Here is a 25,863-nt window from a genome sequence, read left to right on the forward strand (position 1 = left end):
TGACCGGTCGAGGGAGGGGACTCGCTCGGCCTTCCCGAACCCGGGTTCAAAAGCGGCCGCGGATGCCCACCAGCACCGTGCGGCCGGGATTGTATCGGTTGAAGGTGGCGTTCTCGAACTGGAAGTAGCTGCTCTGGGCCTGCTTGGTGATGTTGATCACGTTGAGCACCAGCGTGGGCAGATATTTCCGGTCGAAGATCGAGCCCAGATCGAGGCTGCCGGAGAAATCGAGTTGGGCATAATCCCGCCCGAAGATCGCCGCGGCGGGAATGCCGTTCTGGTTGGTGCCGGACCCCTGCGACCCCTCATTATAGGTGTAGGTCAGCCGCGCCGACAGGCCGTTGCCTTCATAATAGCCGGTCAGCGTGTAGGTCGTCGGCGCGACGCCGATCGCGACGGCAGGAGCGCCCGCGCCTTCGCCCTTCTGGTCGATCAGCGTCAGATTGCCCTGGAAGCCGAAGCCGTTGATCCCGGCCCAATTGGTGAGGAAATCGAGCGGCTGGGTAATCTGGAACTCGAGGCCGTTGACCTTGAGCTTGCCGTCCGAATTGACCTGCTGCTGGACGACCACCGGCACGTCGTTGAGCGGGCCGCCATTGGCGCGGGTGGCCAGCGCGTCGCGCTGCGCCTGGGTGAGCGAGTCGATGGTGATGCCATATTGATTGAAGAAGGAGAACGGCACGGTGCGCAGGCCGTTCACGGTGAAGCCGGTGATCGACTTGCGGAACGCCGCGAACGCGATCACGCCTTCGCCGCCGGTATAATATTCGAACCCGAGATCGATATTGGTCGAGATATAGGGATCGAGCGCGGGATTGCCGACGGTGCCGACATCCGCCGACGGCTGGACGAAACTCGCGCCGGGCAGCATCGCGTTCGGATCGGGGCGCGTCATCGTCCGCGAAAACGATCCGCGGGCGACGGCTTTGCCGGCGAAGTCGAACGCCACGCTCGCCGAGGGAAGAAACTTCGAATAGAGCGTCGTGGTCGACGGGAAGGTCACCGTATTGGGGTAACGCCCGCCATCGGCGATCGTCGAGTTGCGTCCGTCGGGGACGCTCACCCGGCCACCGATGATCTGCTCGGTCCGGACGTAGCGGACGCCGGCGTTGAGGCGCAGGGTGTTGGCCCCGACATCGATTACGCCGTTCGCCTCGGCGAAGGTGCCGGTCACTTTCTCGCGGATCAGGCCGCCATTGGCACCACTGCTGCCGCTGCCGGTCTCGTTTGCGCTGGCGAGCAGGGCGTCATAGCCGGTGTCCGCCTTGAACTTGTCCCAATCGACGGTGATGAAGCCGTTGCTTCCCGGCGCCAGATAGTTCGGCACCGCCGCCGTGGGGATCAGCGAACCGGCATAGGTGATCGCCGGGCCGCCGGCGGTGAAGTTGGTGCCATAGCCGGGGAAAGCGGGGAAACCGGTCGGCGTCGCGGCGCCGGGCTGGTTCAGGCCGGTGCACGGCGTGGTGCTGGTGTTGGGCGCAGGCAAGGTGACGCTCGGTCCATTGCCGCAGATCGCGTTCTGCCAGGGATTGGTGTTGTCGAACGGCGTGATCCGGCGGCGGGTGTCGTCGTACGCGGCACCGACACGGACGCTGAACCGCGACGCATCGCCGAACAACAGGCTGCCGCGCACGCCCTTGGTCTCGGTCTCGCGCTCCTCGCCGTTGAGGTTGACGCGACCGCCGCCCGCCCAGCCGAAATTGGCGGGGTTGTTGAGGTCGACGCTGGAGGTGACGACGGGAATATCGCCGTCATTGACATAGGTCGCGGTGATCCCGCTGCTCGGCGGCGTGATGACGAGCACCGTCGGGCTCTCGCGACGGAAATTGCTCTTGGTGTAATTCGCCTGCAGGTCGCCCTTGATCCAGTCGTTGACGACGAAGTCCAGGCCGGGATTGACCCCCCAATAGTCCTGGGTGTCCTTGTACGGACGGTATTCGAGGAAGAATTGGGCATTGGCATAGGTGCCGCTGGTGACGACGCAGCCGGTGGCGCAATCGGTGCGGTCATAGGTCGTGTTGAGCGGGATCGCCGCGCCGTTGCGGCCGACCCAGTTCATCGAGGTGCGGGTGAATTCGGTGTCGCGCTTGCCGTACATTCCGTCGACATAGAAATGGAGGCTGTCGCTTGGGCGCCATTCGAGCGATGCGAGGTAGCTCTGACGATTGCGGCTGCCGACTTCGGTGCGCGGACGGCTGAGACGCGGGATCAGGCCATTGTCGATCTGATCGATCGTCGCGCCCGGATTATTGGCGAGCAGGAACGCCTGGTTGATCGCCGCACCGGTGGTGAGGCCATTGCCGGCATTGGCGGGGACAGTCCCCGGGATGCTGAAATTTCCGCCGCCAGTGGCATTGAGCGTGCCGCTGGTGCGCTGCGCGGCAGACAGGTTGGGATTGGTCCAGCCGATGGTCTCATAGCCGTCGATCTGAAACTCGGTCTTGGATACCGAAACCCCTGCCAGAATTCCGAAATTGCCGAACGTCGTGCTCGCCAGCACGTGTCCGCGATATCCCCATTTATCGGCCAGGCTGACCTTCGATCCTTGCAGGGAGTAGCTGAGATAGGTCTTCGGATTGTCGAACGGCCTTGCCGAGCGCAGGTTGACCGTGCCGGCCGCGCCGCCCTCGACCTGGCTTGCCACCGGCGACTTGCTGACCGTGAGCTGCGTGAACAATTCCGTGGGAAGCAGATCGAGATCGACCTCGCGATTGGTGCTCTGCGCGTCGAAACGGACCGACGCCACCGCTACCGGCGCGCCGTTCAGCAGTACGCGCGTGAAATTGGTGCCGAGGCCGCGGATCGCGACGTTGGTGCCTTCGCCGGTGACTTCGCGGCTGATCGTGACGCCGGGGATGCGATTCACCGACTCCGCGATGTTGGTGTCGGGGAATTTGCCGATATCTTCCGCGAAGATCGTATCGGTAAAGCCGATCGACGCGCGCTTGGCGTTGGTCTGGCTCTCCAGCGAGGCGCGATAGCCGGAAACGACAATTTCATCATTGGCGCCGGCAGCGGCATCTTCAGGCGCCTGATCCTGCGCGCCGGGTGTCGGAGCCGTCTGGGCTTCCTGTGCCGCGGCAGCGGCGTCGCCCGGTGCGGTTGCCGCGCCCGTCGTCTGTGCTGCCGCCAGCATCGGCACGGCGAGGCTCGAGGTCGCGACGGCGCCCATGAGCACGGCCCGAACGATTTTGACACGAGACTTCATTGCAAATCCTCCCACAAGTGCACCCCTGTTTTGCAGGTGGCGGCGAGACCGTTGGTAGCGCTAACTTCGGTTGATAATTTTTGAAGTGCCGTCTGTCAATCTTGTCTGAGTTATGATTAAAAATGCTGTCGGCGGGGCGGGTGAAGGCTTGCCCGGGACGATCCTGGCGAGGGGAGGGCGCGTCCCGCGCGCCGCCGGAAGCGCCGGTCGATGGATGATTAGGTGAGGAATGACGATGCCCGGCTTCCGCTGCTTGTTCACGCGTTCCGTCGTGGTCGCGTTCCTCCTGTCGTTGCTGCTGCCGATGGCAGCGCATGCGCAGCGCGACCGTATTCGCATCAGCGACGACTGGCGGTTTACCAAGGGGGACCCCGACGGTCTCAAGGTCGATTTGCGCTACGACGTCCGGCCCACCGTGCAAGCCACCGCGGATGGCAAAGCTGCCGACGCCCAGCCCGACGCGGCGGTCGCGGCCAGGGAATTCGGGGCAAGCGTGCTCAAGGCGTGGATTCTGCCGAGCGGCAATGCGTTCATTGCCGATCCGGCGCGGCGGCATGTGCGGCCGGCGGGCGATCCCGGGGGCGATGTACCCTATGTTCTGCCCGGTTTCGACGACAGCACATGGCAGCGCCTGTCGCTTCCCCATGACTGGGCGATCGCGGAGCCGTTTCTCGAAACCGGGCCTTATGGCGGCATGGGACGGCTGCCGAGCTGGGGGATAGGCTGGTATCGCAAGAATCTCGCGATCCCGGCAAGCGACCGGAACCGGTCGATCTTTCTCGATGTGGACGGGGCGATGGCATATGCGACGGTATGGCTCAACGGCCGCCTCGTCGGGGGGTGGCCCTATGGCTATAATGGCTGGCGGCTAGACTTGACGCCCTATGTCGCGTTCGGCGGAAAGAATCAGCTCGCGATCCGGCTCGACAATCCGCCCGAATCCGCGCGTTGGTATCCCGGAGGCGGACTCTACCGCGATGTCTGGCTGGTCAAGACCAACCGTATCCATGTCGCCCAATGGGGCAGCACCGTCACCACGCCGCAAGTCTCGGCGGCCGAAGCGGCGGTCGCGCAGCGGCTGCGCGTCGCCAATGATGCGTCGGTACCCGCGACGGTCGACGCGACCACCGAGATCTATGTGGCCGGGCCGGACGGAAAGCGCGCCGGTCGGCCGGTCACCCGGTTCGCGCTGGGAAGCGCGCGGATCGCGCCTGGGGAAACGGCAACGCTCGACGGGCTTGGCCGCCTCGCAAATCCGCGCCTGTGGGGACCGCCGCCCGCGCAGCGACCGAACCTCTATGTCGCGGTCTCGACGTTGCGTCGAGAGGGGCGCGTGATCGACACCTATGAGACGCCGTTCGGTGTGCGGACGATCCTGATGGACGGTCGGCAAGGACTGGTCGTCAACGGCGAGAAAGTGAAGATCCAGGGGGTCAACAATCATCATGACCTCGGTGCCCTGGGAGCTGCGTTCAATCTGCGCGCGGCCGAGCGCCAGCTCGAGATCATGCGCGACATGGGCGTGAACGCGCTGCGCATGAGTCACAATCCGCCGGCTCCCGAATTGCTCGACCTCGCCGACCGGATGGGCTTCGTCGTCATCGACGAGGTGTTCGATTCCTGGGAGCGCAAGAAGACGCCGCTCGATTTCCACCTGATCTTCAAGGATTGGGGCGAGCAGGATCTGCGCGCCATGCTGCGCCGGGACCGCAACCACCCGTCGGTCATCATGTGGAGCATCGGCAACGAGGTGGGCGAGCAATATACCGGCGAGGAGGGCGCGCAAATCGCCCGCCGGCTCGTCTCGATCGTCCGGGAGGAGGATCCGACGCGCCAGACGACGACGTCGATGAACTATGCCCGGCCCGAAATGCCGCTACCGACGACCATCGATGCCATCGGCATCAACTATCAAGGTGCAGGGGTGCGCTCGCTGCCGCCGCAATACCGGCCCTTTGCGGAGAAATTCCCGGACAAGATCCTGTTTGAATCGGAGAGCGCTTCGACCCTGAGCAGCCGCGGCGAATATCTGTTCCCGGTTTCGGGGAGCATCAGCGGGCCCGTGCGGCCGGGATCCGGCGGCGACCCCGCGCGGCAGCAGGTAAGTGCCTATGAGCTCCATGCCGCGGACTTCGGCTCCTCGCCCGATCGCGAATTCGCCGCGATGGATCAAAACCCTTCCGTCGCGGGCGAATTCGTGTGGACCGGCTTCGACTATCTCGGCGAGCCCACGCCCTATTACGGCGCACGCAGCTCCTATTCGGGCATCGTCGATCTCGCCGGTTTCCCCAAGGATCGCTTCTGGCTTTATCAGTCGCGCTGGCGTCCGGACCTGAAATTCGCGCACATCCTGCCACATTGGACCTGGCCCGGCCGCGAGGGTCAGGTGACGCCGGTGCATGTCTTCACTTCGGCCGACGAGGCGGAACTGTTCGTCAACGGCAAATCGCAAGGCAAGCAGAAGCGCGCACCCTTCGCCTATCGATTCCGCTGGGACTATGTCGTCTACGAGCCCGGGGAGGTGAAGGTCGTGACGTGGAAGGGCGGGCAGCCCTGGGCCACGCAGACCGTCGCCACGACCGGATCGGCTGCCGCGCTGGCGGCGGGTGCAGACCGCGCGCAGATCACCGGCGACGGCCGCGATCTCGCCTTCGTGACGGTGCGCGTGCTGGATGCGGAGGGTCGATTGGCGCCCCGCGCCGCGAACCCGGTGCGCTTCAGCGTGACCGGCCCTGGAGAATTGGTCGCCACCGACAATGGCGATCCTACCAGCTTTGTGCCCTTCGGGTCCGCTACGCGCCCGGCGTTCAACGGTCTCGCGCTCGCCATCGTCCGCGCGAGGCCCGGCCGGAAGGGGACCATCACCGTCCGCGCCGAATCGGACGGGCTCGTCGCGGGAATCGCGGAAGTGGTTGTGCGCTGAAGCGACGAAGTAGGACGACCAAGATCAACCTTCGAGAACCGCGTGTCGCACCGTGCGCGTCTCGATAGGGCGCCCTCGCCGTCACCCATCGCGCGGGTTCGGCGAGGACGCCCACGAGCGCGCGACGGAGCCGAGGGATCTGGGATGCCCGGTGCCGGCGATGTCGACCCGTATGACCGCACAAGCCGGTGTCGTCCCGACAAGAGGCCGACGCGGCTCAGGGCAGCGGTTCTCCCGCGCCGACAGCGCGCCGCTCGGCGAAGATCTCGGCCAGTGCCTGCGATGCAGCGATCGCCTTGGGGAAGCCGGCGGTGACCGTCGTCAGATAGACGATCTCCTTCAGCGCCGACTCGCTCACGCCGACGTTGAGCGCATAGCCGGCATGGACCTTCAGAAAGGCCGGCTCGCCGAGCGCCGCGAACGCGGCGACGGCGGCGAGCTGACGGGACTTGTCGTCGAGGCCCGGCCGGGACCAGACGTCGCCCAGGGCATAAGCCTCGGTCGCCTCCGCCAAGAATGGGAATTCTTTGCGCATGCGTTCGAGCACCGGCTGGGAAGCGCCGCCGTTGAGACTGCGGACGACGGCGTCGCCCCGCGCCTGACGCTCATCGGTCGTCTGCGCGAGCGCCGGTACGGAGGCCATAAGGAGGCAGAGCGCGGCAATTGCCTTGCGCAGCAGGGGATTGAGACCGATGTGCATCTCCGAACTCCTCAGGCGCTGGCAGTGGGACGTACGACGATGTCGCTGACATCGACGTCGCCGGGCTGTTCGATGGCGTAACGGACGGCGCGGGCGATCGCTTCGGGCTTGAGCGCAATGGCGCGATAGGTGCGCATCGCCTCGGCCGCCGTCGGGTCGGTGATCGTATCGGCAAGCTCGCTTTCGACCACCCCCGGATAGATGCAGGTGACGCGGATGCTGTCATTCTCCTGCCTGAGCCCCTCCGAGATCGCCCGGACCGCATATTTGGTGGCGCAGTAAACGGCCGCGGTCGGCACGACGGAGAGCGCGCCGATCGAGGCGATGTTGATGATGTGCCCGGCGCGGCGCTCGGTCATCTCCGGCAGTACGGCGGCGATGCCGTAGAGCACGCCCTTGATGTTGACGTCGACCATCCGGTCCCACTCGTCGACCTTGAGCGAAGCCATCGGCGAGAGCGGCATGACGCCGGCATTGTTGACGATCACATCGACGCGTCCGAACGCCGCGCGCGCTGCCTCGGCGAATGCGGCGACCTCGTCGCGGTCAGTGACGTCGAGGCTTTGCGCCAGCACTTCTCCGCCGTTGCCGCGGATTTCTGCGGCGAGCGCCTCCAGTCGATCGACGCGGCGGGCGCCGAGTACCAGCTTGGCGCCGGCTTTGCCGAGCTCGCGGGCAATGCCGGCGCCGATGCCACTCGATGCGCCGGTAACGAGAACCACCTTGTCCATCTTGCGTCTCCTTTGGAGAACCGCGTCGCAGCGGTTGCCGTGGAGATAGGTCTGCGCCATTGTTGCGATAAGTCGCCTATTTATTCAAACGATGGAAAGTACATCTAACCAATGCAGCCTGACCTGAATGCCTTGGCGGTCTTCGCTCTGGTTGCCGAGGAACGGAGCTTTCGCGCGGCGGCCGAGCGACTCGGAGTGACGCGCCCGGCGGTCAGCCAGACGGTAAACCGGCTCGAGCAGAGCGTCGGCATCGCGCTGCTGCGGCGCACGACGCGCAGCGTGAGCCTGACCGAAGCCGGCGAACGCCTCTATGCCCAAATTGCCCCTGCAGTCGCTGAAATGCGGAGCGCCGTCGAGGCGGCAGGGGATCTCGGCACGCACCCGCGCGGCCAATTGCGGCTGGCGGTGTCGTCGATCGCGGAAGGTTTCGTGTCGGGTCCGTTCCTCGCGCGCTTCGCCGAGGCCAATCCAGAGATTCAGCTCGACATCAACGTGACCGACGAGGCGTTGGACATCGTCGCCGAAGGGTATGACGCCGGCGTGCGGCTGGGCGAGGTGATCGAACAGGACATGATCGCGGTGCCGATCGGGGGAGACGAACGGCAACTCGCAGTCTGCTCGCCCGGCTATCGCGACCGCTTCGGCATACCGGCCCATCCGCGCGAGCTGGCGAACCATCGCTGCATCGGCTGGCGTCCTGCGCCGAAGACGGCCCCCTATCGATGGGAGTTCGCCGAAGCCGGCAAGGAATTCAGTGTCTCGGTCGAACCCGAGATCACGACCAACGATATGGCGCTGATGATCAAGCTCGCGGTCGCCGGCGCCGGCATTACGTTCGGAATGGAGGAGAGCTTCCGTCCGGCGATCAGGCGCAACGAGCTCGTCCCGGTCCTGCAGGACTATTGTCCGTACTTCGCCGGCTTCTACCTCTATTATCCGAGCCGCAGGAATCTCGCGCCCAAATTACGCGCGCTCGTCGAGCATGTTCGACGGCACGAATGGTAGCTTTCCCGGCATCCTGGCGCGCGCGACGCTTTCAGTTGCTACTTTGCCGTGATGCCGTGAATCGACCTGGTTGGCGGAGACGCCTTTGAGATCGCCAGGTGTGCATGGCTTGGCTAATGAGTCCCTGGCTGAAGCAAAGGCGACCGCATGTCCGTATTCCGCGAGCATAGGATGAACGACACGAAGCGGGTGCGCTCGGTCGTCATTCTCGGCGGGGGAACCGCGGGGTGGATGACCGCCGCGGCGCTGGCACGCCAGTTCGGCGGTGCACTCGACATCAAGTTGCTCGAGTCCGAGGAGATTGGGGCGGTCGGTGTCGGCGAAGCGACGATCCCGACGATTCACTGGTTCAACGAGCTGATCGGGCTCGACGAGAGCGCTTTCCTCCGCGAGACCAAAGCCAGCTTCAAGCTGGGCATCGAATTCGTCGATTGGGTGCGGCCGGGTCATCGCTATTTCCATCCGTTCGGCGAATTCGGGGTGCGTCTCGGCGGCGTCGCGTTCCATCACCGCTGGATCAAGGCGCAGGCCGAGGGGCTCGATTTGCCGCTTCCGGCTTTCTCGCTGGCGGAGCAACTCGCCGCACAGGGCCGCTTCGCCAAACCGGCTGGGGATGCCCGTTCGATCCTTTCGACGCTCGGTTATGCCTATCATTTCGATGCGAGCCTCTATGGCAGGCATCTGCGCGGCATCGCCGAGGCGAACGGCGTGACGCGGGTCGAAGGCCTGCTGGAGGATGTCGAACGCGATCCCCGGAACGGGATGGTCACGGCGCTCACCACCCGGCGCGGCGAACGGCTGGAAGGCGAGCTGTTCATCGACTGCTCGGGATTCCGGGCGTTGCTGATCGATGGGGTGATGCAGAGCGGGTTCGAGGATTGGTCGCATTGGCTGCCCTGCGACCGTGCCGTGGCGGTGCCCTGCGAACGGCTGGAGGATACCACGCCGTTCACGCGTTCGACCGCGCGGGCGGCAGGCTGGCAATGGCGTATTCCGCTCCAGCACCGGATCGGCAACGGGCATGTCTTCTCCAGCCGCTTCATGAGCGAGGACGAGGCGACGGCGACTTTGCTGGCCAATCTGGACGGCGCGGCGCTGGCCGAGCCGCGGACCCTGCGCTTCACCGCGGGCACGCGGCGCCGGGCGTGGATCGGCAATGTCGTGGCGCTGGGGCTTTCCTCGGGCTTCCTCGAGCCGCTCGAATCGACCTCGATCCACCTGATCCAGAGCGGCATCGCCAAGCTGCTGACATTGTTCCCCGACCGCGACATGGATCCGATGCTGGCCGATCGCTACAACGCGCTGCTGAATGCCGACATGGACACTATCAAGGACTTTCTGATCCTCCATTATCACGCCAATCCGGGGCGGACCGAGCCGTTCTGGGTCGAGCGGCGCGAGATGCCGCTGCCCGAGAGCCTGGTGGCGCGCGAGGCGCAATATCGCCGCTCGGGCCGGCTGATGCTGGGCAATGAGGAGCTGTTCCGCGAGGCGAGCTGGCTGGCGGTGCTCAACGGCCAGGGAATCCTTGCCGAGGACTATAACCCGCTTGCCGACGTGCTCGACAGCGCGACCAACCTCGCGCAACTCCGCCAAATTGCCGAGGTGATCCGCCGCGCCGCTCCGACGCTGCCGATGCACGACGCTGCGCTCGCGGAGGCGATGGAGCAGGGGTGAACCGGCCCGACATCGTCGCGCGACGGATCGGTGCCGAACGCCAGCCGATCGCCATCGTCGACGGCTTCCATTCCGATCCCGATGCGCTGCGGGAGAGCGCGATCGCGGCAGCGTTCGCGCCGGGGCGGCATCATTATCCGGGAATCCGCGCGCCGCTGCCCGGCGACTATTTCGCGCAGGTGCGCCCGGCGCTGGCACCGGTATTGCGCGCCGTGTTCGGGCTTGGCGCGGGCGTCGAATTGCTCGATGCGAGCTTTTCGATCGTCACGGCGCCGCCGGGCGACCTTGCCGTCGAGCAGAGGCTCCCGCATGTCGACGCGGTGCAGCCCGGACGGATCGCATTGGTGCATTATCTCGCGCCCGAAGGCGGCGACGGCACCGCCTTCTTCCGCCATCGCGCGACAGGGTTCGAGACGATCGATGCGGCGCGCTCGGGCGACTATCTCGCCGCGCTCAACGCCGAGCTACGTGCCAATCCGCCGGCTGCTGCCTATCCTTTCGGCGACACCGTTTTGTTCGAGCGGATTGCGCATGTCGAGGCGCGGTACAATCGCGCGGTGATCTATCGCAGCGCATTGCTCCACAGCGGCGCAATTGCGCCCGACGCAGTGCTCGATAGCGATCCTGCGACCGGGCGGCTGACCGTCACCGCGTTTCTCTCGGCGTAATAGCGGCATCCCGGCTTTCGCCGGAATGACGATGGGCGCGCGTCAACGCCGGCGTGGCTTTCCCGGCCCTGCCTTGGGCGGCCGTACCGCGAGATACACCGTGCTCCACAATTGCGCGGCGTTGGACTCGTCGACATCCGCCTTGCCTGCGCCGAACGCCACCACCTTGTAGCGGCCATTCTCGAAGGCCCAGGACCAGAGCTCCGAACTCTGCGTGGCGCGCGTCGCCTCGATCGCGCGCCACAGCTTCGTCTGCGCATCCTTCAGCACCGCGCGCGTCGCGGGAGACAGGTCGGTGCGCGCGAGCTGGCGCGCGAGCCCCGCGGCGAACATTGCCTGCTGCCACGACCACACCACCGCGCCATGATAGGCGGCGGGGGTGAAGCGATCCTGCACCTCCGGAGCAGCGAGCGCGGGATTGGCGACGAGCAGGCCGATATCGGTCATCAGACCCGCCGGGAACGGCCGCGCCAGCGCGCCGACATAGGTCTGCAGCGCGGCCGGATCGGGATGGCCGAACAGCAAGGCGAAGCCCTCGTCCGAGTTGAGGATCGGCACCGGCTTGCCGTGATCGTCGAGCGCGATGGCATGATAACGCAGCGGCCGACCGTTGAGCGCGGCAAGCGCCGGCGCGGCGGGAACGCCGACGCGGGCGGCATATTCGCGGACTTGCGCGGCGGCGCGGGGTGCGGGGGTCTCGACTGCGAACAGATCCGGCGCCGTTTCGCGCCAGATGGCGGCCATCGCGGCGGCGCGCGCGAGGGCGGCACGGTCGGCCGACGTCAGATAGCGATCGAGCAGCCCGGCGCGCAGCAGCTTGTCCGCCGCCTCGAGCGCCGCGGGAACAAGCGCGGCGTTGACGTCATAGGGGTAGCGGCCGCGGCCGATGCCTTCCTCGCTGTCGCGCCATTGGCCGGTCATGTGGCCCTGATGGATTCCGACCAGCCTGTTCCAGCGCGGATCGCGCGCGAAGGGCGTGGCCTGATCGATGACGAAGCGGAGATTGCGCACCAGCAGCACGCCTGCGGGATCGGCGGCGCCGGGCCGTGCCTCGCTGGCGATTCTCGACGCCAGGAAGGCGCGCGCTGCGGCCGGGGTGGCGTGGCCGAGCAGATACTCGGCTGCGACGGGGCCGAGCATATAATCGTCGTCGATCATGCCGTAATCGAGCGTCGCCGCGGCGCCGCCCGGCTGGCTGTGTCGGGCGTGATCGATCAGCGCGAATTCGGCGAGTCCCTCTTCATGCGCGACTTCGCCGCCGGGGTTGAGCCGGGCGAGCACCGAGCCGAGCCCCGCCTCGACCGCCGCACCCTTGAGCGCCGGCATCAGCAGGCGGACCGACATCAAGGTGTCGCGGCCAAAATAGGTGTCGAACCGCCACGAGCCGGCGAGGAACTTCTCACGATAGCTGAGGAAGGCGAGGGCGTCGCGCGCGGCGGGATCGGCGGCGGCGTGGGCGTTGAGCAATTCGGCCTTGCTGAGGCCGGTGAGCGGGGTGTCGCCCGTCGCGGCGACTATGCGCAAGCGGACGCGGCCGTCGGCGCCGGCGAGGATCGCGCCGTTTGCGATCCGGCCGCCGAGCACCTCAAGCTCGAGCCGATAGCCTGGTGCGCCGTCGACACGATCGCGCGCGTAGAGGATGCGATTGCCTTCGATGCGGGCGGGAGTGGCGAGCTCGGGCGGAAAGCCGCGGATCGCCTGATAGTCGCGTAGGAAGCGGACGTTGGAGAGCACTGCCTGGCTGAGCGCGAGGCGCGGCGCATCGATCGTCGCGATCGTCTCGATACCGTGGAGCGGGCGGCCCTTGTCGTCGGTGAGGGTGCGGGGGCGGGGAGACTGGTCGAGGTGCCACGTCGCGGCGCGGGAGAGCGGCTCGAACCACAGGCCGACGCCGCTATTGCCCGCGGGGAAGGCAACGAGGATGCGCGGCTCGCTGCCGTTGCGAAGCAGCAGATGCGCCGCGACCTCGCCGTCGCGGACGAAGGCGTTGAGATTTTGTCCCTCGGTCAGGCTGTAGGCGAGTTCGGGCGCGTTGCCGCGCTGCTGGGCCACGGCTCCCGAAGCCAGAAGGGCACCTGAGAGCAGCAAACCTGCCGTCACCGCCGCGCGCATCGAACCTTGCATTGGCTTCTCCTCTTCCCGATACGAAAAGGCGCGGCGAACTTTTCAGTTGCCGCGCCCCCTTTGCGTCCTTGCGGTCGATCAGAACTTGAACGTGATCGTGCCGCCATAGGTGACGCCGACGATGCCGCGGGCATAGAAATAGCCATCGGTGATCGCCTGGGTCTGGCCCTGGCGCGGATTGCCTTCGGTCAGGCCGACCACGTCGAAGATGTTGTCGGCATTTACGCTGACCTGCAGCCGTTCGCTGAGGTTGAACGAGGCGCCGAGGCTGGTCACGCCATAGCTGGGAAGCGCCACGCCATTGCCCGCATCGGCGTAGATCTTGCCGATATATTTGTAGCGGCCATAGACCTCGCCGAGACCGTTCGGCAGCTTGAAGGTCGGCGTGATCGTGAACAATTGCGCCGGGGTGCGCTCGGGGCGATTGCCCTCGAAGCCCTCCTGGTTGGCGCCGTTGATCGCGAGATTGACCAGCTTGGGATCCTGGAACACGCCCTGGAAGTCGATCGAGAAATAGTCGACCGGACGCACATTGAGGTCGAGCTCGACGCCGTTGGTGCGCAGGTCCGCGTTGATGTTGCTCTGCTGCGTCGGGTTCACCGGATCGGCGAAATTATAGTTCTGGTTGCGGAAATTGGTGCGGAACACCGTCGCCGATCCCGAGAACAGGCGGCCATGCTGATAGCGGATTCCGGCCTCGTACAATTCGATCCCGGTGATCGGGTCGACATTGTTCATCTGGAAGCCGTTGGCGTAGCGGGCATAGACCGAGAAGCCCGGCGTGATCAGATAGTTGGCGCCGAAGGTATAGGCCACCGCCCGCTTCTTCGCGCGGCGCACGGCATAGGTCCCGTCCCAGGTCGAACCGACCGTCGGGAGCACGCCGGCGGTGCCGGCCGGAACCGGCTGGTTTACCGCCGCCTGGTTGCCGTCCCACGCAGTGGCGCTGTCCTGCTCCCAGCGCACGCCGGCGTCGACGTGCAGGTCGCCGATCGAGAATTCGTCGTTCACATAGAGCGAGAGGCTCGAATCCTTGCGGCTGCGGATGCCTGCGCCCCAGTCGCCATAGGAGACGAGGCCGTTGTCCGACAGCGTGCCGATGACGTTGTTCGCGGCGTCGAGCGCGACGACGTCGTAAATGTCGCTATTGGTGCGGACGTCGTTGACCACGCTCGCGGTGGCCGACTGATCCTGGCTGCGCCTGGTATTGTAGTACATCACGCCCGCGGTCAGCGAGTTGGTGAAGCTGCCGCTCTCGAAGTTCCAGCGGCCGCCTAGATTCATGCCGAAGTCATGGGCGTCGATCGCGTCGTGATTGAGCGTCGTCCGCTGGAGGAAGCCGTTGCCGTTGAGCGCGTTGAGCTCTGTGGTCTGGTTGGCGCCGAGCACCTGGCCGGTGCGCAAATTCTTGATGCCGAACCGTGTCGTCGTCGGGAATGCCGCCCGGCCGAGCGTGAGCAGGTCGTTGATCGGCGAGCTGGCGCCCGGCGTCAGATAGTTGACCGCGCTGGTGAGACCGGCATTGCCGGTGCCCGAACCCGGGAACAGGCCGTTGAAATCGTAGGAATAATCGAGATAGCGGCCATGGCCGAACAGCGTGAACGAATCGCTGACGGGCTTCTCGAAGTCGAGCCGCGCCTGCCAGGTCTTGGCAACCACGCCATCGCGATATTTGAAGTCGCGATAGCCGCTGGCATGCGCATTGGTCGAGACCGGCACGGCGATATTGGCGAAGGCGTCGCCGCCGACATTGCCGAATTGGGTGTCGAGGCTCGGGACCCCCGTCGGCTTGCCGTCCTCGAAGCGATAGGGCTGGTCGGCATAATAAGCGTTCTCGACATGGCCGCCCTTGCCCGACAGGCGGACATAGCCGCCATCGTCGAACTTGTATTCGAGCATGCCCTTGAGGCGCCAGCCCTGATAATCGAACGGGTTCTTGCGCACGCCGGGGCTCGACTGGATATAGCCGCCGACGTTGAAGGCGAGCTTGTCGGTGATCGGCTGCGAATAATAGAAATCGCCGCGCTTGAGGCCGTAATTATAGCCGGTGAAGCGGACCATGCCCTCGGGTTTGTCGAAGTTCGGCGCCTTGGAGATGAAGTTGATCGTCGCGCCCGCGCCGTTGACGGTGAGCACGCCCGACGAGCCGCCCTTGACTGCCTCGAGGCGATCGATGGTCAGGTCAGGATCGAAGAAGAAGTCGGCACCGCCGCCGCCATAGAGGATCGGCAGGCCATCCTCCTGGAGCTGGACGAAGCGCTGGCCGCCGCCCTGAAGCCCGCGGACCGAATAATTGTTCGAGATCTGGCCGGCGGTCGCCTCGACGAAGATGCCGGGGACCATTTCGAGCAGATCCGCGGTGGAGCGCGCTGCCTTCTGATCGATCAACTCGCGATTGGCCAGCGTGATGTCGGCCGAGGCGGTGATCAGCGGGCGATTGGGCGTGGTCTGGCCGGTAACGACGATCTCGTCCTCGGCGGCGACGTCCTGCGCGGCGGGAGCGGAGGCCTCGGCGGCCGTGGTCTGGGCCTGAGCAGCGAGCGGCAGCAGGGCGGCACTCGCCAAGAGCGCGGCGCGAACGCCCGCGCGAGCGGAACGCAACATAGATTCTCCTCTCCAACCAGCATCGTCGACGCCACGCGGTCGTGACGCCCGAATTATCGCGAAAGCGGGGTTGTGAAAACGTTTTCTCGAACATCGGCGAAAAATCGCCACCCGGTGGTGCATGATTGCAACATCCCTCTCAAGGAGGCGGTATCGCGATCGCACCGATCTGAAATGCTTTTCAGATCGGTGCGATTATCCAGGCAAGCTTCTCCGGTTTTTGGTTTCTGGCTAGGACCGTCGAGGCAAGCCGCCGTCAACGACCCGGTTGCGTTCGCTTCCCATGAAAGTGTGTCCGCTGGCAGGCCGAACATGTCTTTCAGATCCTGTTGCCGCCGATATTTCCGCTTCTGATCATGGCCGCGCAACGCGATGCTGCCCTGACACGATCCGCGGCGTTGGGGCGATTTCCGCTTCACCAAAGCACAAATCTGGTGGAACGTGGCGCCGCGACCGCAATGTATGCGATCGCCTGCCCGGAAGCGGGCGAGCCACGGGAGGGACCTGATGCGTATCTTATCCGGTTTGGGACTTTGCCTGACGGCGGTGGCGGCAGTTCCCGCACTGGCAGGCTTGCAAGCGGCGCCGAACATGCTCACCGCTCGGGAACGTGCCGAAGGCTGGCAGCTGCTGTTCAACGGCCGCGACCTCAGCGGCTGGCGATCTTTCGACGGGAGCGCGCCTTCGTCGTCGTGGGAAGTGCGCGACGGAATCCTGATGCTGACCGCGAACAGCGGCGGGATGAGCGGGGCCGACCTCGTCACCGCCGAGAATTACGGCGCATTCGAGCTGACGCTCGACTGGAAAGTCGAGCGCGGCGGCAATAGCGGGGTCCTCTATCTCGCGCGAAACGCGCCGCAGACCAGGCATATCTACGAGACCGGCCTCGAGATGCAGATCCTCGACGATGCCGGGCATTCCGACGGCAAGATCCCATCCCATCGTGCCGGGTCGCTCTACGACCTCACCGTGCCGCCGCCGGGCGCGGCGCATCCCGCCGGTAGCTGGAACCACGCGCGGCTGCGCGTCGAGCCGGGCCGCGTGCGCCAATGGCTCAACGGCAAGCTCACTGCCGACGTTACTTTTGGCGACGATGCCTGGCGCAAACGGGTGGCGGGGTCGAAGTTCGCAACGATGCCGTTGTTCGGCACCTTTCCCAGCGGAGTGATCGGTCTCCAGGATCATGGCGATCCGGTGGCATTCCGGAACATCAAGCTCCGCAAGCTCGGCCCCTCCGCGCGATGATGCCGGGTGCGATCGATCCGGCCGAGGGTCCGGCCGACGTCATCATCGTCGGCTCGGGCGCCGCAGGCGGCATGGCGGCCTATAGTCTGACCAAGGCGGGCTTGCGCTGCCTGCTGCTGGAAGCCGGCCGCGATTACGACCCTCAGGCCGAAGTCAACATGTACGCGCCGGAGAGCGATGCGCCGCTGCGGGGAGCCTCTACGCCCGACAAGCCGTTCGGCTATTTCGACGCGACGGTCGGCGGTGGGTGGCAGGTCGATGGCGAGCCGTACACGATGCGCGAAGGCACCGACTTTCGCTGGTATCGTTCGCGGATGCTAGGTGGGCGGACCAACCATTGGGGCCGCCACGTGCCGCGCTGGGGCCCGTACGATTTCAAGCCCTTCTCGCGCGATGGATTGGGCGTGGATTGGCCGATCGGCTATGACGACGTCGCGCCTTTCTATGACCGCGTCGAGCGGATGATCGGCGTCAATGGCGGGCGGATCGATCTAGAGAACCATCCCGACTCCCCGCCGGGCTGCCTGATGCCGCCGCCCAAACCGCGCGTCCCGGAAATGCTCCTCAAGGCAGCCTGCGAGAGCCTCGGCATTCCGGTGCGGCCGGCGCACACCGCGGTGCTGACGCGCGACATGCCCGACGACGTCGCGCCGCGCAGCGCCTGTTTCAACGCGACACCGTGCACGCGCGGCTGCACGATCGGCGCGATGTTTCAGACGACCACGTCGTTCCTGCCGATGGCGAAGGCCACCGGGCGGCTGACGATCGTGACCGACGCAATGGTCTCGCGCGTGGTAATGGCATCCGCAAACCGTGCTGCGGGCGTAGAATATGTCGATCGCAAGACGGGTGCGCGGCATCAGGTCAAGGCGCGCACGGTCATCCTCGCGGCGGGGACCTGCGAGACGACCCGGCTACTGCTCAATTCGGGCGGCGGCGAACGCCCCGGGCTCGCCAATTCCTCCGGGCAGCTCGGGCGCAACCTCACCGATTCTACCGGTGCGTCGTTCCGCGCTTTCATTCCCGGGCTCGCCGATCGGCCACGCTACAATGAGGACGGCATCGGCGGCCAGCACATGTACATTCCGTTCTGGCTGTACCAGCAGCAGAAGAGCGGCGAACTGGACTTCCCGCGCGGCTATCATTTCGAGCTTGGCGGCCGGTTCGGCGTGCCGCCGGCCGCTGCGCTGCCGCGTGTGTGGGGGGCGGGGCTCAAAAAGGCAGTGCGCAGCGCATCGGGCGCGTCGATTGCGATGGTGCTGCGCGGCGAGATGATCCCCAACAAGGACACATATTGCGAGATCGACTCCGGCGTGAAGGACCGATTCGGCATCCCGGTGCTGCGGTTCGCCTTCCGCTGGTCGCAGCACGAGATCAACCAGGTCGCGCACGGGCGCCGGACCGCGCATGCGGTGTTCAAGCGGATGAACGGCACGATCCTCGATCCCGATCTGCCGCCCGAAAAGCTCATCACCGCCGGTGGCGAGATCATCCATGAACTGGGCACCGCGCGGATGGGTGCCGACGCGAAGTCGTCGGTGGTCGACAGCTTTGGCCAGAGCTGGGACGTGGGCAATCTGGTACTGATGGACGGCGCGATCTTCGCCTCCGGCGCGCACAAGAATCCGACGCTCACCATCCTCGCACTGGCGCTGCGCGCCTCCGAGCGGCTTGCCGCCCGCTTCAAGTCCGGAGCCTTTGCATGACGCCGTCGCGCCGCGAGACGCTGCAGTGGATGATCGCCGCGGCGGCGCTGCCGCTCGCCCGCTGGTCGCCGCCCGCGATGGCGGCCGGGCAGGGCACAACCGCTCCATTCGACGTCGTTGACTGGCCCGAGGTGCTGCCCCCGCCGCCTGCTGCCAAGGGTTATGGCCGCGATCCGGATCTGATGACGCCCAAGGTCCCCTGGCCGCTGACGTTGAGCAAGAAGCAGCGTGCGACGGTCGATCTGCTGGGCGACCTGATCCTTCCTGCCGACGAACGCTCGCCGGGTGCCGGCGCGCTGGGGGTCGGAGCATTCGTCGATGAATGGATCAGCGCACCCTATCCGATCCAGCGAGCGGACGGAGCGCAGGTGATCGGCGGCCTGATCTGGCTCGATGCGCAGAGCCGCGCCCTGCACGGGGCCGCATTCGATGCGATCGCGCCGCACCAGCGCGCCGGACTGCTCGATGCGCTCGTCGTCGCGGCGCCCGTCGCGAGAATGACGAAGCCGGTCGCGTTCATGGACACGCTGCGGCACCTCTTCGTGCTGGGCTTCTACAGTCTACCCGAAGGCAAGGCCGACATGGGCTTCATCGGAGACCAGCCTACGCCTGGCGACTATCCCGGGCCGACCCCGGAGGCGCTGGCACATCTCGCGCAAATGCTGGATCATATGGGTCTGACGGGTTCTTAGGCTCGCGCGTCGGAGGGCCGGGGTAGTGCCCGGCGCGTGCGGAGGGGGCGGTGCGTGGTGCCTGCTTGCCCACATCTTGGCGCTCGCTCGAAATGCTCATCCTGGCCCGGCGGTGGCCGGCGCCGAGGGCGAATTTCTGTGCGACACTTCGCGGAAGCGATTCCCGCACGACAAGGCAACGGCGCGCAATCTGGCTCAGTAAAGGCGCGACCAATTGGACGGAGCCCAGCTCAGGACCGCCTCGATCTGCACCATCGCCGCGGTATCGATCAATTCGGCGCGGCCTTCGCGCGGCCGGCACAGCCCGCTCGCCGCGTCGCGACGGTGACGCCACATGCGATCGGCATAAGCGCGCATTGCTGCTGGATGCTGCCGGCCCCCGGTCGCGCTTTCGAGCAGCAGCAAATTCTTGAAATAGATGGCGTTGAACGGGGGCGGCTGGCGGTCGAGCCGCTCGATCGTGAAGCGCTTCGTGCTCGCCGCGGCGATCCGCCTGGCTTCGGCGAGGTAGCGGGCTTCGCGCGTCGCCTGCCAGAGCAGCACGTTCACGCCCACCGGGACGCCCTGATTATAGGTCCAGACGGTTTTCTCGACGGTGCCGTCGCGCTTCAAATGGTCGTGATAGAGGCCGTCGGGCCGTTGCAGCACGGCATTGGTCCAACGATAGAAGCGCAGCGCATCGTCGAGATAGGCACGCTCGCCGGTGATCTGGTGCAGCCGTAGCCCCAGTTGCGCGGCCGGCATGTTGGACACGGTGTTGCGATCGCCATTGTCGGCTTTCTGGGTCCAGCGCACGCCGCCGGGAGAAGGAAGGTCCGCATCGGTCGACCAGCCCGAGCGGATCAGTTCGAAAACCGCCCTGGCGCGTTCCAGCGAAGCGATGTCGCCGCGGAAGCGGTGATGCTGGACGTCGGCCAGCCCGACCCATAGATTGTCGTCATAATAGAGGTCGTCGCCTTGGCCGAGCGGTGCGACGACGCGCGACAGATAGCCGGGACGCCCGGTGGCGCTGGTGTTGGCCCAATAGAGCTGCTGCGCCGCGCGGATATCGGCCAGTGCCGCATCGTAACGGCGCGCGCTCGAGGCGTCGGCCATCACCAGATCGAGATAGGCGATGTGGGCCTGCGAAAACGGCCATTCGGTCGCATATTTGGCATCGTCCGCCGCCGCCGGCGCATATTCGCGGTAGAGCCCGGTGCCGTCATCCAGCGCGAAGCCGCGCTCCATCGCCGCGCGCCAGCTTTCGGCGCGCGTGACAGGTGCCGCCGCGCGGCTGGTGGCGGGCAGCAGCGTGGCGAGCGTTGCGCCCGCCGCAAAGCCGCGTCGCGTCAGTGCCGGCCCGCGCATCAGAAGCGGAAGCGCGCGCCGAGCGCGAAGACGCGGCTGTCGTAGCGCACGTCGCGCGGATAGCCCGGGCCTGCCTGGTCGGGCGATTCACGCAGCGCGCGGAAGGGCGTGCCGGTGATGTTGCTCACGTCGAAGGTCAGCGTCACCGCCTCGATCGGCGTGACCGCCAGCGAGAAATCGAGCCGCTCGATCGGACGGTTGAACTCGGCGCCGATCAACCGGCCTTGCGGATCGGTCGCGAAGAAATTGGTGACGCGTGAGCGCCAGTTATAGGCGAGACGTGCGGAGATCGGCCCCTTCTCGTAAATGCCGACTGCGTTGAAGCTCCATTTGGACACGCCGGGAATGTCGGTGTCCTGGCCCGCTGCGCCGAGCGCCGCCGGCAGCGATTGCGATGCGTCGATATAGGTCGCATTGAGCTGGGTGCCGAAGCCGCTCAGCCAGCCCGGCAGGAAGTCGAAAAAGGTCTGGAAGGCGATTTCAGCCCCCTGCAACCGGCCGCGCCCGCCATTTTCCGGGCGGTTGACCAGCACCTGACCGTATAGCGGGTCGTTCACCGGCACGTTGAGATTGGTGATGAATCCCTGCACGTCGCGGCGGAAGATCGCCCCCGTCAGCGATCCGGTGCGGGTGAAATACCATTCGAGCGACAGATCGTAATTGGACGACTGGATCGGCTGCAGCCCGATATTGCCGCTGCTGCCGGTCAGCGGAGTCGAATTCAGGTTGATCGTCAGCGCGGGGCTGAGCTGGTTGAATTCGGGCCGGGTGCGCGTCTCGGTGGCGGACAGGCGCAATTGGAGCTGGTCGCTCAGATGCGCGCGGAAGGTCGCGCTGGGCAATATGTCGACATAATTCTGACGCGACGTCGCCGGGGTCGGCACGCCGTCGACCAGTCCGGTCCCCGTCGCCTCGGTCGCGGTGTTGACGATGCGCGCGCCGATCACGCCGTCGATCGGCAGCGATCCGATCCGGGTGTCGTAATGAATCTGGCCGTACACCGCGTAGGAGCGCTCGGTCGCGTCGAAACGTTCGTTGGCGATGTAAGCGGGGATGTCCGGTCCATAGGCCGCCAGCTGGGCGAGCGCGTCGGGCGTGCCGATCTGCGCCAGCCCCGCGCGCGCGAGGTCGCGGATCGCATCGATATTGGCGAAGATCGCGTCGCGGGTCGGCGCATACCATTGGCGGAAGGGCTGGGCGTCGCCGCTGCCGCGGAAGCCGGCATGGATCGCGCCGCCGTCGCCCGGGATCGCCGAGAGCGGGATGCCGAGCGGACGCAGTGTCGCATAGCGTCCGCCGCTGCGCAGCCGCGCGTCGCGATCGGTATAGCGGAAGCCGAAATCGAACTGGGTGATGACCGGAAGCTCGGTCTTGATCTTGAGGTCGGTGCGCCACTGGACGCCCCGGCCGCCGGCATAAGAGCGGCGATCCCAGATGCCGCGCAGGATGAAATTGTCCGGGTTCAGCGCATCGAAGCCGGGGATAGAGAGCTGCGGCCCGCCATCGCCGCCGGGCACGTCGAACACGATGTCCGCCGACTGGCCGGAGGCAGGCGCGAAATCGACATTGTGATCGGTATAGACCGCGTTGGTGTCGGTATACGCCAGGTCGGTGGTCAGCGTCGCGCGATCGTCGATCTCCCAGCGCCCGCCGATCGCGGCCTGATAGGTGTTGGTCCGGCCGGCTCGGGTGCTGCGCGAGAAGTCGATATCCTCGCCACCGGCGAAATTGGGCGTGACCGTCACGCTCTCGAGCTGGCCCGGGGCGTCGGGATCGCGGACGATGTTGGTGAGCGCCGGGTTGCCGTTGACCATGTCGACTCCGACGAAGTCGTTCTCGACATTGGTCCGCGCCGCCTGCCACAGCCCTTCGACATAGAATTCGAGATTGGACGCCGGCCGCCATTGCACTGCGCCGTTGATCGACGGCCGCCAGCGCTTGCCGCGGTCGTAATAGACGCCCGCGCTCTCGGGCAGGACGAAGTCGCGCGGGCCGGTCACCGCCTGCTCGGCGCGCGGCGCGACGATGTTGCCGTTGATGTAGCGCGACGAGGTCAGATAATGCAGCTGGGTGTAGGAGAAGTTCACCAGCGCGCCGATGTCGCCGATGCCGGTCTCCCAGCGATCGGTGATCAGGACATTGACGTTCGGATCGATCTTCCCGGACTGATCGGCATAGGTCGCGCGGACCGCACCGGCGATCTGGAATCCCGAAAAGTCGAACGGGCGGCGCGAGCGGACATTGATCAGCCCCGCGATGCCCCCCTCGATCAGATCGGCGGTGGTCGACTTGTAGACCTCCAGCCCCGCCAGCGCACCGGCGGGAAAATCCTGCAGCGCGACGTTGCGCAGCTCGGCGGTGAACACCTCGCGGCCATTATAGGTGGTGGTCAGATTGGGCAGGCCGCGCACCTGAACCCCGCCCGCTTCGTCGCTGCCGCGATTGACCTGGACGCCGGGGATGCGGGCCAGCGCTTCCGACGCATTATTGTCCGGCAGCTTGCCGATGTCCTCGGCGACCACGGCATCGACGATCTGGTCCGAATCGCGCTTGATCGCTTGGGCGCTCTGCAAGCTGCGGCGGTATCCGGTGACGACGATGTCGTCTTGCTCTTCGGGGGCGGCAGCTGGGGCAGGCTCTTCGGCAGGTTGGGCAGCGGTTTGGCCCAGTGCCGGCGACCCCCAGATCAGTGTCAGGCCCGATACCGCAGACAGCAATACGCCCTGTTGCGTTCTCATATCACTCTCCCACACGCGCGCCTTTTGCCTGTTGGGCCGGCGCATTTGAGAGGAGGCATAGCTTGCTGCTGGAAAAGTAAAACAAGTTCGTTTATTATTTGCGATAAACCGTTGGTCGCTGACACCGGGTCGACAGCAATCGTCCCGAAACACAATAACCGGAAGCGTCGCGGACAGAGACTTCGGCGAACAGCCGGCGACAGGAGAGGGAGGACGAAGCCATGATCGACCCAGGAGCCGGCCTCAGCCGGCGCGACTGGATGCGCGGCGCCGCGGCGACTGCGGGAGCGCTCGCGCTGCCGGGCGGTGCATCCGCCCGCCGCATCGCGCCGAGCGACCGGGTCAATGTGGCAGTCATCGGCGCCGGCGGCATGGGCGCGCAGAACATGACCAAGCTCACCAGCCAGAACATCGTCGCGGTGGCGGACGTCGATTTCGCGCATGTCGCCAAGGCGTTCGTCGACGACAGGGGTGCGGTACGGGCAGACCGACAGCCGCTAAAACAGGCCTATGATCGCGCCGTGAAGTTCGCCGACTATCGCCGCATGCTCGACAGCCGCAAGGACATCGACGCGGTAGTGATCGCCACGCCGGATCATCACCATGCGATCGCAGCCAAGACTGCGATGGAACGCGGCCTCCACGTCTATGTGCAGAAGCCGCTGACCTATACCGTGCGCGAAGGGCGGACATTGCTCGATCTCGCCCGCCGCAATCCGAAGCTGGTGACCCAGATGGGCAACCAGGGCCATTCGGGCGATGACGGACGCCGGGTGGTCGAATTGATCCGCGGCGGCGTCATCGGCCGGGTGCGCGAGGTGCATGCCTGGACCAACCGGCCGGTTTGGCCGCAGGGGGAGGCGCGCCCCGCGGCGGTGCCGAAGCCGGCCAGCCTCGATTGGGATCTGTGGCTCGGGCCGGCAGCGGTCGATTGGGGCTACAATCCGGATTATGCCCATTTCAACTGGCGCGGCTGGGTGCCGTTCGGCATCGGCTCGCTCGGCGACATGGGGGCGCATCTTATCGACTTCCCGGTGTGGGCGCTCGAGCCCGGCCTGCCGACGCGGATCGAAACCCGCCACAGCCGCTGGGGCGGCGATACCGACATTTGGGATGGCAAGCCGCCCGCCGATCTCGGCAGCTATCCGCTCGCCAACATCACCACCTACCAGTTCGGCAATGCCAAAGGCGGGCCGCTCACGATGACCTGGTATGACGGCGGGCTGATGCCGCCGACTCCCGCGGCGATGCCGGCGACGGCGCGGATGAACCCCGATGGTGGCGTCCTTTATATCGGCGAGCGCGGGATGCTGATGCACGATACCTATGGCGAGAAGCCGGTGCTGATCGGCGAAGGCACCGCCGCGCGCGCGGCAGCGGTGCCGGTCTCGCTGCCCCGAATCCAGGGCGGTCGCGACGGCCATGAGATGAACTGGATCCGGGCGATCCGCGGGGAGGAGGCGATCTCGTCGCCTTTCTCGGTCGCAGTGCCGCTCAACGAGACGATGATCCTCGGCATGGTTGCGATGCGCGCGGACCAGCCGATAGAGTATGACGGCAGCGCCGGGCGAGTCACCAATCTGGCCGACGCCAACCGTTTTCTGGACCGGGAGTATCGCAAGGGATGGGCAATATGATCGTCACCGCTGCCGTGATTCTGCTCGGCGCAACGCTGGGCGCGCCGGCCGTGCAGACCGCGCCGCAATCGCGCCCGCAGGACACCGAGGTTTGGGCGCCCGAAGTGCCGCTGGTCACGCCCGGTCCGGCGTCGATGGTCCCGCCGCCGTCCGACGCCGTGGTGCTGTTCGACGGCAAGAATCTCGGCGAATGGGTTTCGACCAAGGACAAGGGGCCTGCGCGGTGGACCGTGGCCGATGGCGTGCTGACGGTGCGCAAGGGCACCGGCAATATCGAGACGCGCCGGAAGTTTCGCAACTATCAGCTGCACCTCGAATGGCGGATCCCGGCGAACATCACCGGCGAGGGGCAGGCGCGCGGCAATAGCGGTCTGTTCCTCGCCTCGACCGGCGACGGCGATGCCGGATACGAACTCCAGATCATGGATAGCTTCCGCAACAAGACCTATGTCAACGGTCAGGCAGGCAGCATCTACAAGCAGTTCGCGCCCCTCGCCAACCCGGTCCGGGCGCCCGGCCAGTGGCAGAGCTACGACGTGATCTGGACCGCGCCGGTCTTCGCCGCGGACGGATCGCTGACCAGTCCGGCCTATGTGACCGCATTCCTGAACGGCGTCCTCGTGCAGGACCATGTCGCGCTCAAGGGCGAGACCGTCTATATCGGCGCGCCTCGTTACACCGCGCATCAGGCTGCCTCGATCAAACTTCAGGATCATGGTGATCCCAGCCCGCCGATCAGTTTTCGCTCGATCTGGTTGCGCGAGTTATGAGCTGGCCAGGGCCTCGATCTCTTCGTGGAAGGATGGTGACGGCCGGTGCGCTTGCTGGAGGTCTGCCTGCGACGCTCGAGGGCGAGGC

16 protein-coding genes are annotated in these 25,863 nt (G+C 66.0%); 9 read left to right on the forward strand and 7 right to left on the reverse strand.

Translation table 11 applies throughout. The features are described from left to right. Positions 1-46: 46 nt before the first annotated feature. Positions 47-3,208 carry a TonB-dependent receptor gene (locus Q9Q95_RS11260; protein WP_306097030.1) on the reverse strand — a complete coding sequence of 1,054 codons (3,162 nt, stop codon included), beginning with the start codon at positions 3,206-3,208 and terminating at the stop codon, positions 47-49. A 253-nt stretch (positions 3,209-3,461) separates the two neighbouring features. Between Q9Q95_RS11260 and galB the strand changes: the two genes are divergently transcribed. Further along, entirely contained in the window at positions 3,462-6,131 is a 2,670-nt protein-coding gene (gene galB, locus Q9Q95_RS11265) for a beta-galactosidase GalB (protein ID WP_306097032.1), read from the forward strand. Positions 6,132-6,348: 217 nt separating this feature from the next. Here galB and Q9Q95_RS11270 read toward each other — a convergent pair whose 3' ends face one another. Next, positions 6,349-6,831, reverse strand: coding sequence for a carboxymuconolactone decarboxylase family protein (locus Q9Q95_RS11270; protein WP_306097034.1), 483 nt, complete (start codon positions 6,829-6,831; stop codon positions 6,349-6,351). Positions 6,832-6,842: 11 nt separating this feature from the next. Further along, complete coding sequence (locus Q9Q95_RS11275) at positions 6,843-7,562, reverse strand: SDR family oxidoreductase (RefSeq protein WP_306097036.1); 720 nt, start codon at positions 7,560-7,562, stop codon at positions 6,843-6,845. A 111-nt stretch (positions 7,563-7,673) separates the two neighbouring features. On the opposite strand from Q9Q95_RS11275, the gene Q9Q95_RS11280 reads away from it, so the two are divergent. The 3 genes from Q9Q95_RS11280 to Q9Q95_RS11290 all read left to right on the forward strand — a co-directional run bounded on the left by Q9Q95_RS11280 (position 7,674) and on the right by Q9Q95_RS11290 (position 10,912). Then, on the forward strand, positions 7,674-8,567 hold the full coding sequence (locus Q9Q95_RS11280) for a LysR family transcriptional regulator (RefSeq protein WP_306097037.1): 894 nt from the start codon (positions 7,674-7,676) through the stop codon (positions 8,565-8,567). A 171-nt stretch (positions 8,568-8,738) separates the two neighbouring features. Beyond that, positions 8,739-10,244: a tryptophan halogenase family protein gene (locus tag Q9Q95_RS11285; RefSeq protein ID WP_306097039.1), complete on the forward strand. Its 1,506-nt coding sequence runs from the start codon at positions 8,739-8,741 to the stop codon at positions 10,242-10,244. Next, positions 10,241-10,912 (forward strand): DUF6445 family protein, encoded by a 672-nt coding sequence (locus Q9Q95_RS11290; protein ID WP_306097041.1) that lies wholly within the window; start codon positions 10,241-10,243, stop codon positions 10,910-10,912. The genes Q9Q95_RS11285 and Q9Q95_RS11290 overlap by 4 nt, the downstream gene beginning before the upstream one ends. Positions 10,913-10,954: 42 nt before the next feature. Here the strand turns inward: Q9Q95_RS11290 and Q9Q95_RS11295 are convergent, their stop codons facing one another. Both Q9Q95_RS11295 and Q9Q95_RS11300 read right to left on the reverse strand, forming a co-directional pair. Beyond that, positions 10,955-13,036 (reverse strand): hypothetical protein, encoded by a 2,082-nt coding sequence (locus tag Q9Q95_RS11295; protein ID WP_306097043.1) that lies wholly within the window; start codon positions 13,034-13,036, stop codon positions 10,955-10,957. A 78-nt stretch (positions 13,037-13,114) separates the two neighbouring features. Then, positions 13,115-15,640 carry a TonB-dependent siderophore receptor gene (locus Q9Q95_RS11300; protein ID WP_306097045.1) on the reverse strand — a complete coding sequence of 842 codons (2,526 nt, stop codon included), beginning with the start codon at positions 15,638-15,640 and terminating at the stop codon, positions 13,115-13,117. Positions 15,641-16,231: 591 nt separating this feature from the next. On the opposite strand from Q9Q95_RS11300, the gene Q9Q95_RS11305 reads away from it, so the two are divergent. Genes Q9Q95_RS11305 through Q9Q95_RS11315 form a run of 3 tightly spaced genes read left to right on the forward strand, consistent with a single transcriptional unit; the run spans position 16,232 to position 19,283 of the window. After that, positions 16,232-16,885 (forward strand): DUF1080 domain-containing protein, encoded by a 654-nt coding sequence (locus tag Q9Q95_RS11305; RefSeq protein WP_306097047.1) that lies wholly within the window; start codon positions 16,232-16,234, stop codon positions 16,883-16,885. Next, entirely contained in the window at positions 16,882-18,591 is a 1,710-nt protein-coding gene (locus tag Q9Q95_RS11310) for a GMC family oxidoreductase (protein ID WP_306097048.1), read from the forward strand. The genes Q9Q95_RS11305 and Q9Q95_RS11310 overlap by 4 nt, the downstream gene beginning before the upstream one ends. After that, complete coding sequence (locus Q9Q95_RS11315; protein ID WP_306097051.1) at positions 18,588-19,283, forward strand: gluconate 2-dehydrogenase subunit 3 family protein; 696 nt, start codon at positions 18,588-18,590, stop codon at positions 19,281-19,283. Before Q9Q95_RS11310 ends, Q9Q95_RS11315 begins: the two co-directional genes overlap by 4 nt. 195 nt (positions 19,284-19,478) lie before the next feature. Here Q9Q95_RS11315 and Q9Q95_RS11320 read toward each other — a convergent pair whose 3' ends face one another. Then, positions 19,479-20,630, reverse strand: a complete 1,152-nt coding sequence (locus Q9Q95_RS11320; RefSeq protein WP_306097053.1) for a glycoside hydrolase family 76 protein — start codon at positions 20,628-20,630, stop codon at positions 19,479-19,481. After that, positions 20,630-23,368, reverse strand: coding sequence for a TonB-dependent receptor (locus Q9Q95_RS11325; protein WP_306097055.1), 2,739 nt, complete (start codon positions 23,366-23,368; stop codon positions 20,630-20,632). Before Q9Q95_RS11325 ends, Q9Q95_RS11320 begins: the two co-directional genes overlap by 1 nt. 221 nt (positions 23,369-23,589) lie before the next feature. Here Q9Q95_RS11325 and Q9Q95_RS11330 point away from each other — a divergent pair, with 221 nt between their 5' ends. Both Q9Q95_RS11330 and Q9Q95_RS11335 read left to right on the forward strand, forming a co-directional pair. Next, the gene (locus Q9Q95_RS11330) at positions 23,590-25,005 is read left to right on the forward strand and encodes a Gfo/Idh/MocA family protein (protein WP_306097058.1); all 1,416 of its coding nucleotides are present in this window, start codon (positions 23,590-23,592) and stop codon (positions 25,003-25,005) included. Continuing rightward, the gene (locus tag Q9Q95_RS11335) at positions 25,002-25,775 is read left to right on the forward strand and encodes a DUF1080 domain-containing protein (RefSeq protein ID WP_306097060.1); all 774 of its coding nucleotides are present in this window, start codon (positions 25,002-25,004) and stop codon (positions 25,773-25,775) included. Before Q9Q95_RS11330 ends, Q9Q95_RS11335 begins: the two co-directional genes overlap by 4 nt. Positions 25,776-25,863: the final 88 nt, after the last annotated feature.

This window comes from Sphingomonas sp. DG1-23, assembly GCF_030730875.1.
Classification (GTDB): Bacteria; Pseudomonadota; Alphaproteobacteria; order Sphingomonadales; family Sphingomonadaceae; genus Sphingomonas.

Excerpts from the sequence above, each read along its gene's own strand:
- Q9Q95_RS11335 (WP_306097060.1), top strand. The coding sequence starts at position 25,002 with ATGATCGTCACCGCTGCCGTGATTCTGCTCGGCGCAACGCTGGGCGCG.
- Q9Q95_RS11270 (WP_306097034.1), bottom strand. The coding sequence starts at position 6,831 with ATGCACATCGGTCTCAATCCCCTGCTGCGCAAGGCAATTGCCGCGCTC.
- Q9Q95_RS11320 (WP_306097053.1), bottom strand. The coding sequence starts at position 20,630 with ATGCGCGGGCCGGCACTGACGCGACGCGGCTTTGCGGCGGGCGCAACG.
- Q9Q95_RS11285 (WP_306097039.1), top strand. The coding sequence starts at position 8,739 with ATGAACGACACGAAGCGGGTGCGCTCGGTCGTCATTCTCGGCGGGGGA.
- Q9Q95_RS11280 (WP_306097037.1), top strand. The coding sequence starts at position 7,674 with ATGCAGCCTGACCTGAATGCCTTGGCGGTCTTCGCTCTGGTTGCCGAG.
- Q9Q95_RS11305 (WP_306097047.1), top strand. The coding sequence starts at position 16,232 with ATGCTCACCGCTCGGGAACGTGCCGAAGGCTGGCAGCTGCTGTTCAAC.
- Q9Q95_RS11300 (WP_306097045.1), bottom strand. The coding sequence starts at position 15,640 with ATGTTGCGTTCCGCTCGCGCGGGCGTTCGCGCCGCGCTCTTGGCGAGT.
- Q9Q95_RS11275 (WP_306097036.1), bottom strand. The coding sequence starts at position 7,562 with ATGGACAAGGTGGTTCTCGTTACCGGCGCATCGAGTGGCATCGGCGCC.
- Q9Q95_RS11310 (WP_306097048.1), top strand. The coding sequence starts at position 16,882 with ATGATGCCGGGTGCGATCGATCCGGCCGAGGGTCCGGCCGACGTCATC.
- Q9Q95_RS11330 (WP_306097058.1), top strand. The coding sequence starts at position 23,590 with ATGATCGACCCAGGAGCCGGCCTCAGCCGGCGCGACTGGATGCGCGGC.
- Q9Q95_RS11295 (WP_306097043.1), bottom strand. The coding sequence starts at position 13,036 with ATGCAAGGTTCGATGCGCGCGGCGGTGACGGCAGGTTTGCTGCTCTCA.
- Q9Q95_RS11315 (WP_306097051.1), top strand. The coding sequence starts at position 18,588 with ATGACGCCGTCGCGCCGCGAGACGCTGCAGTGGATGATCGCCGCGGCG.
- Q9Q95_RS11260 (WP_306097030.1), bottom strand. The coding sequence starts at position 3,208 with ATGAAGTCTCGTGTCAAAATCGTTCGGGCCGTGCTCATGGGCGCCGTC.
- Q9Q95_RS11325 (WP_306097055.1), bottom strand. The coding sequence starts at position 23,368 with ATGAGAACGCAACAGGGCGTATTGCTGTCTGCGGTATCGGGCCTGACA.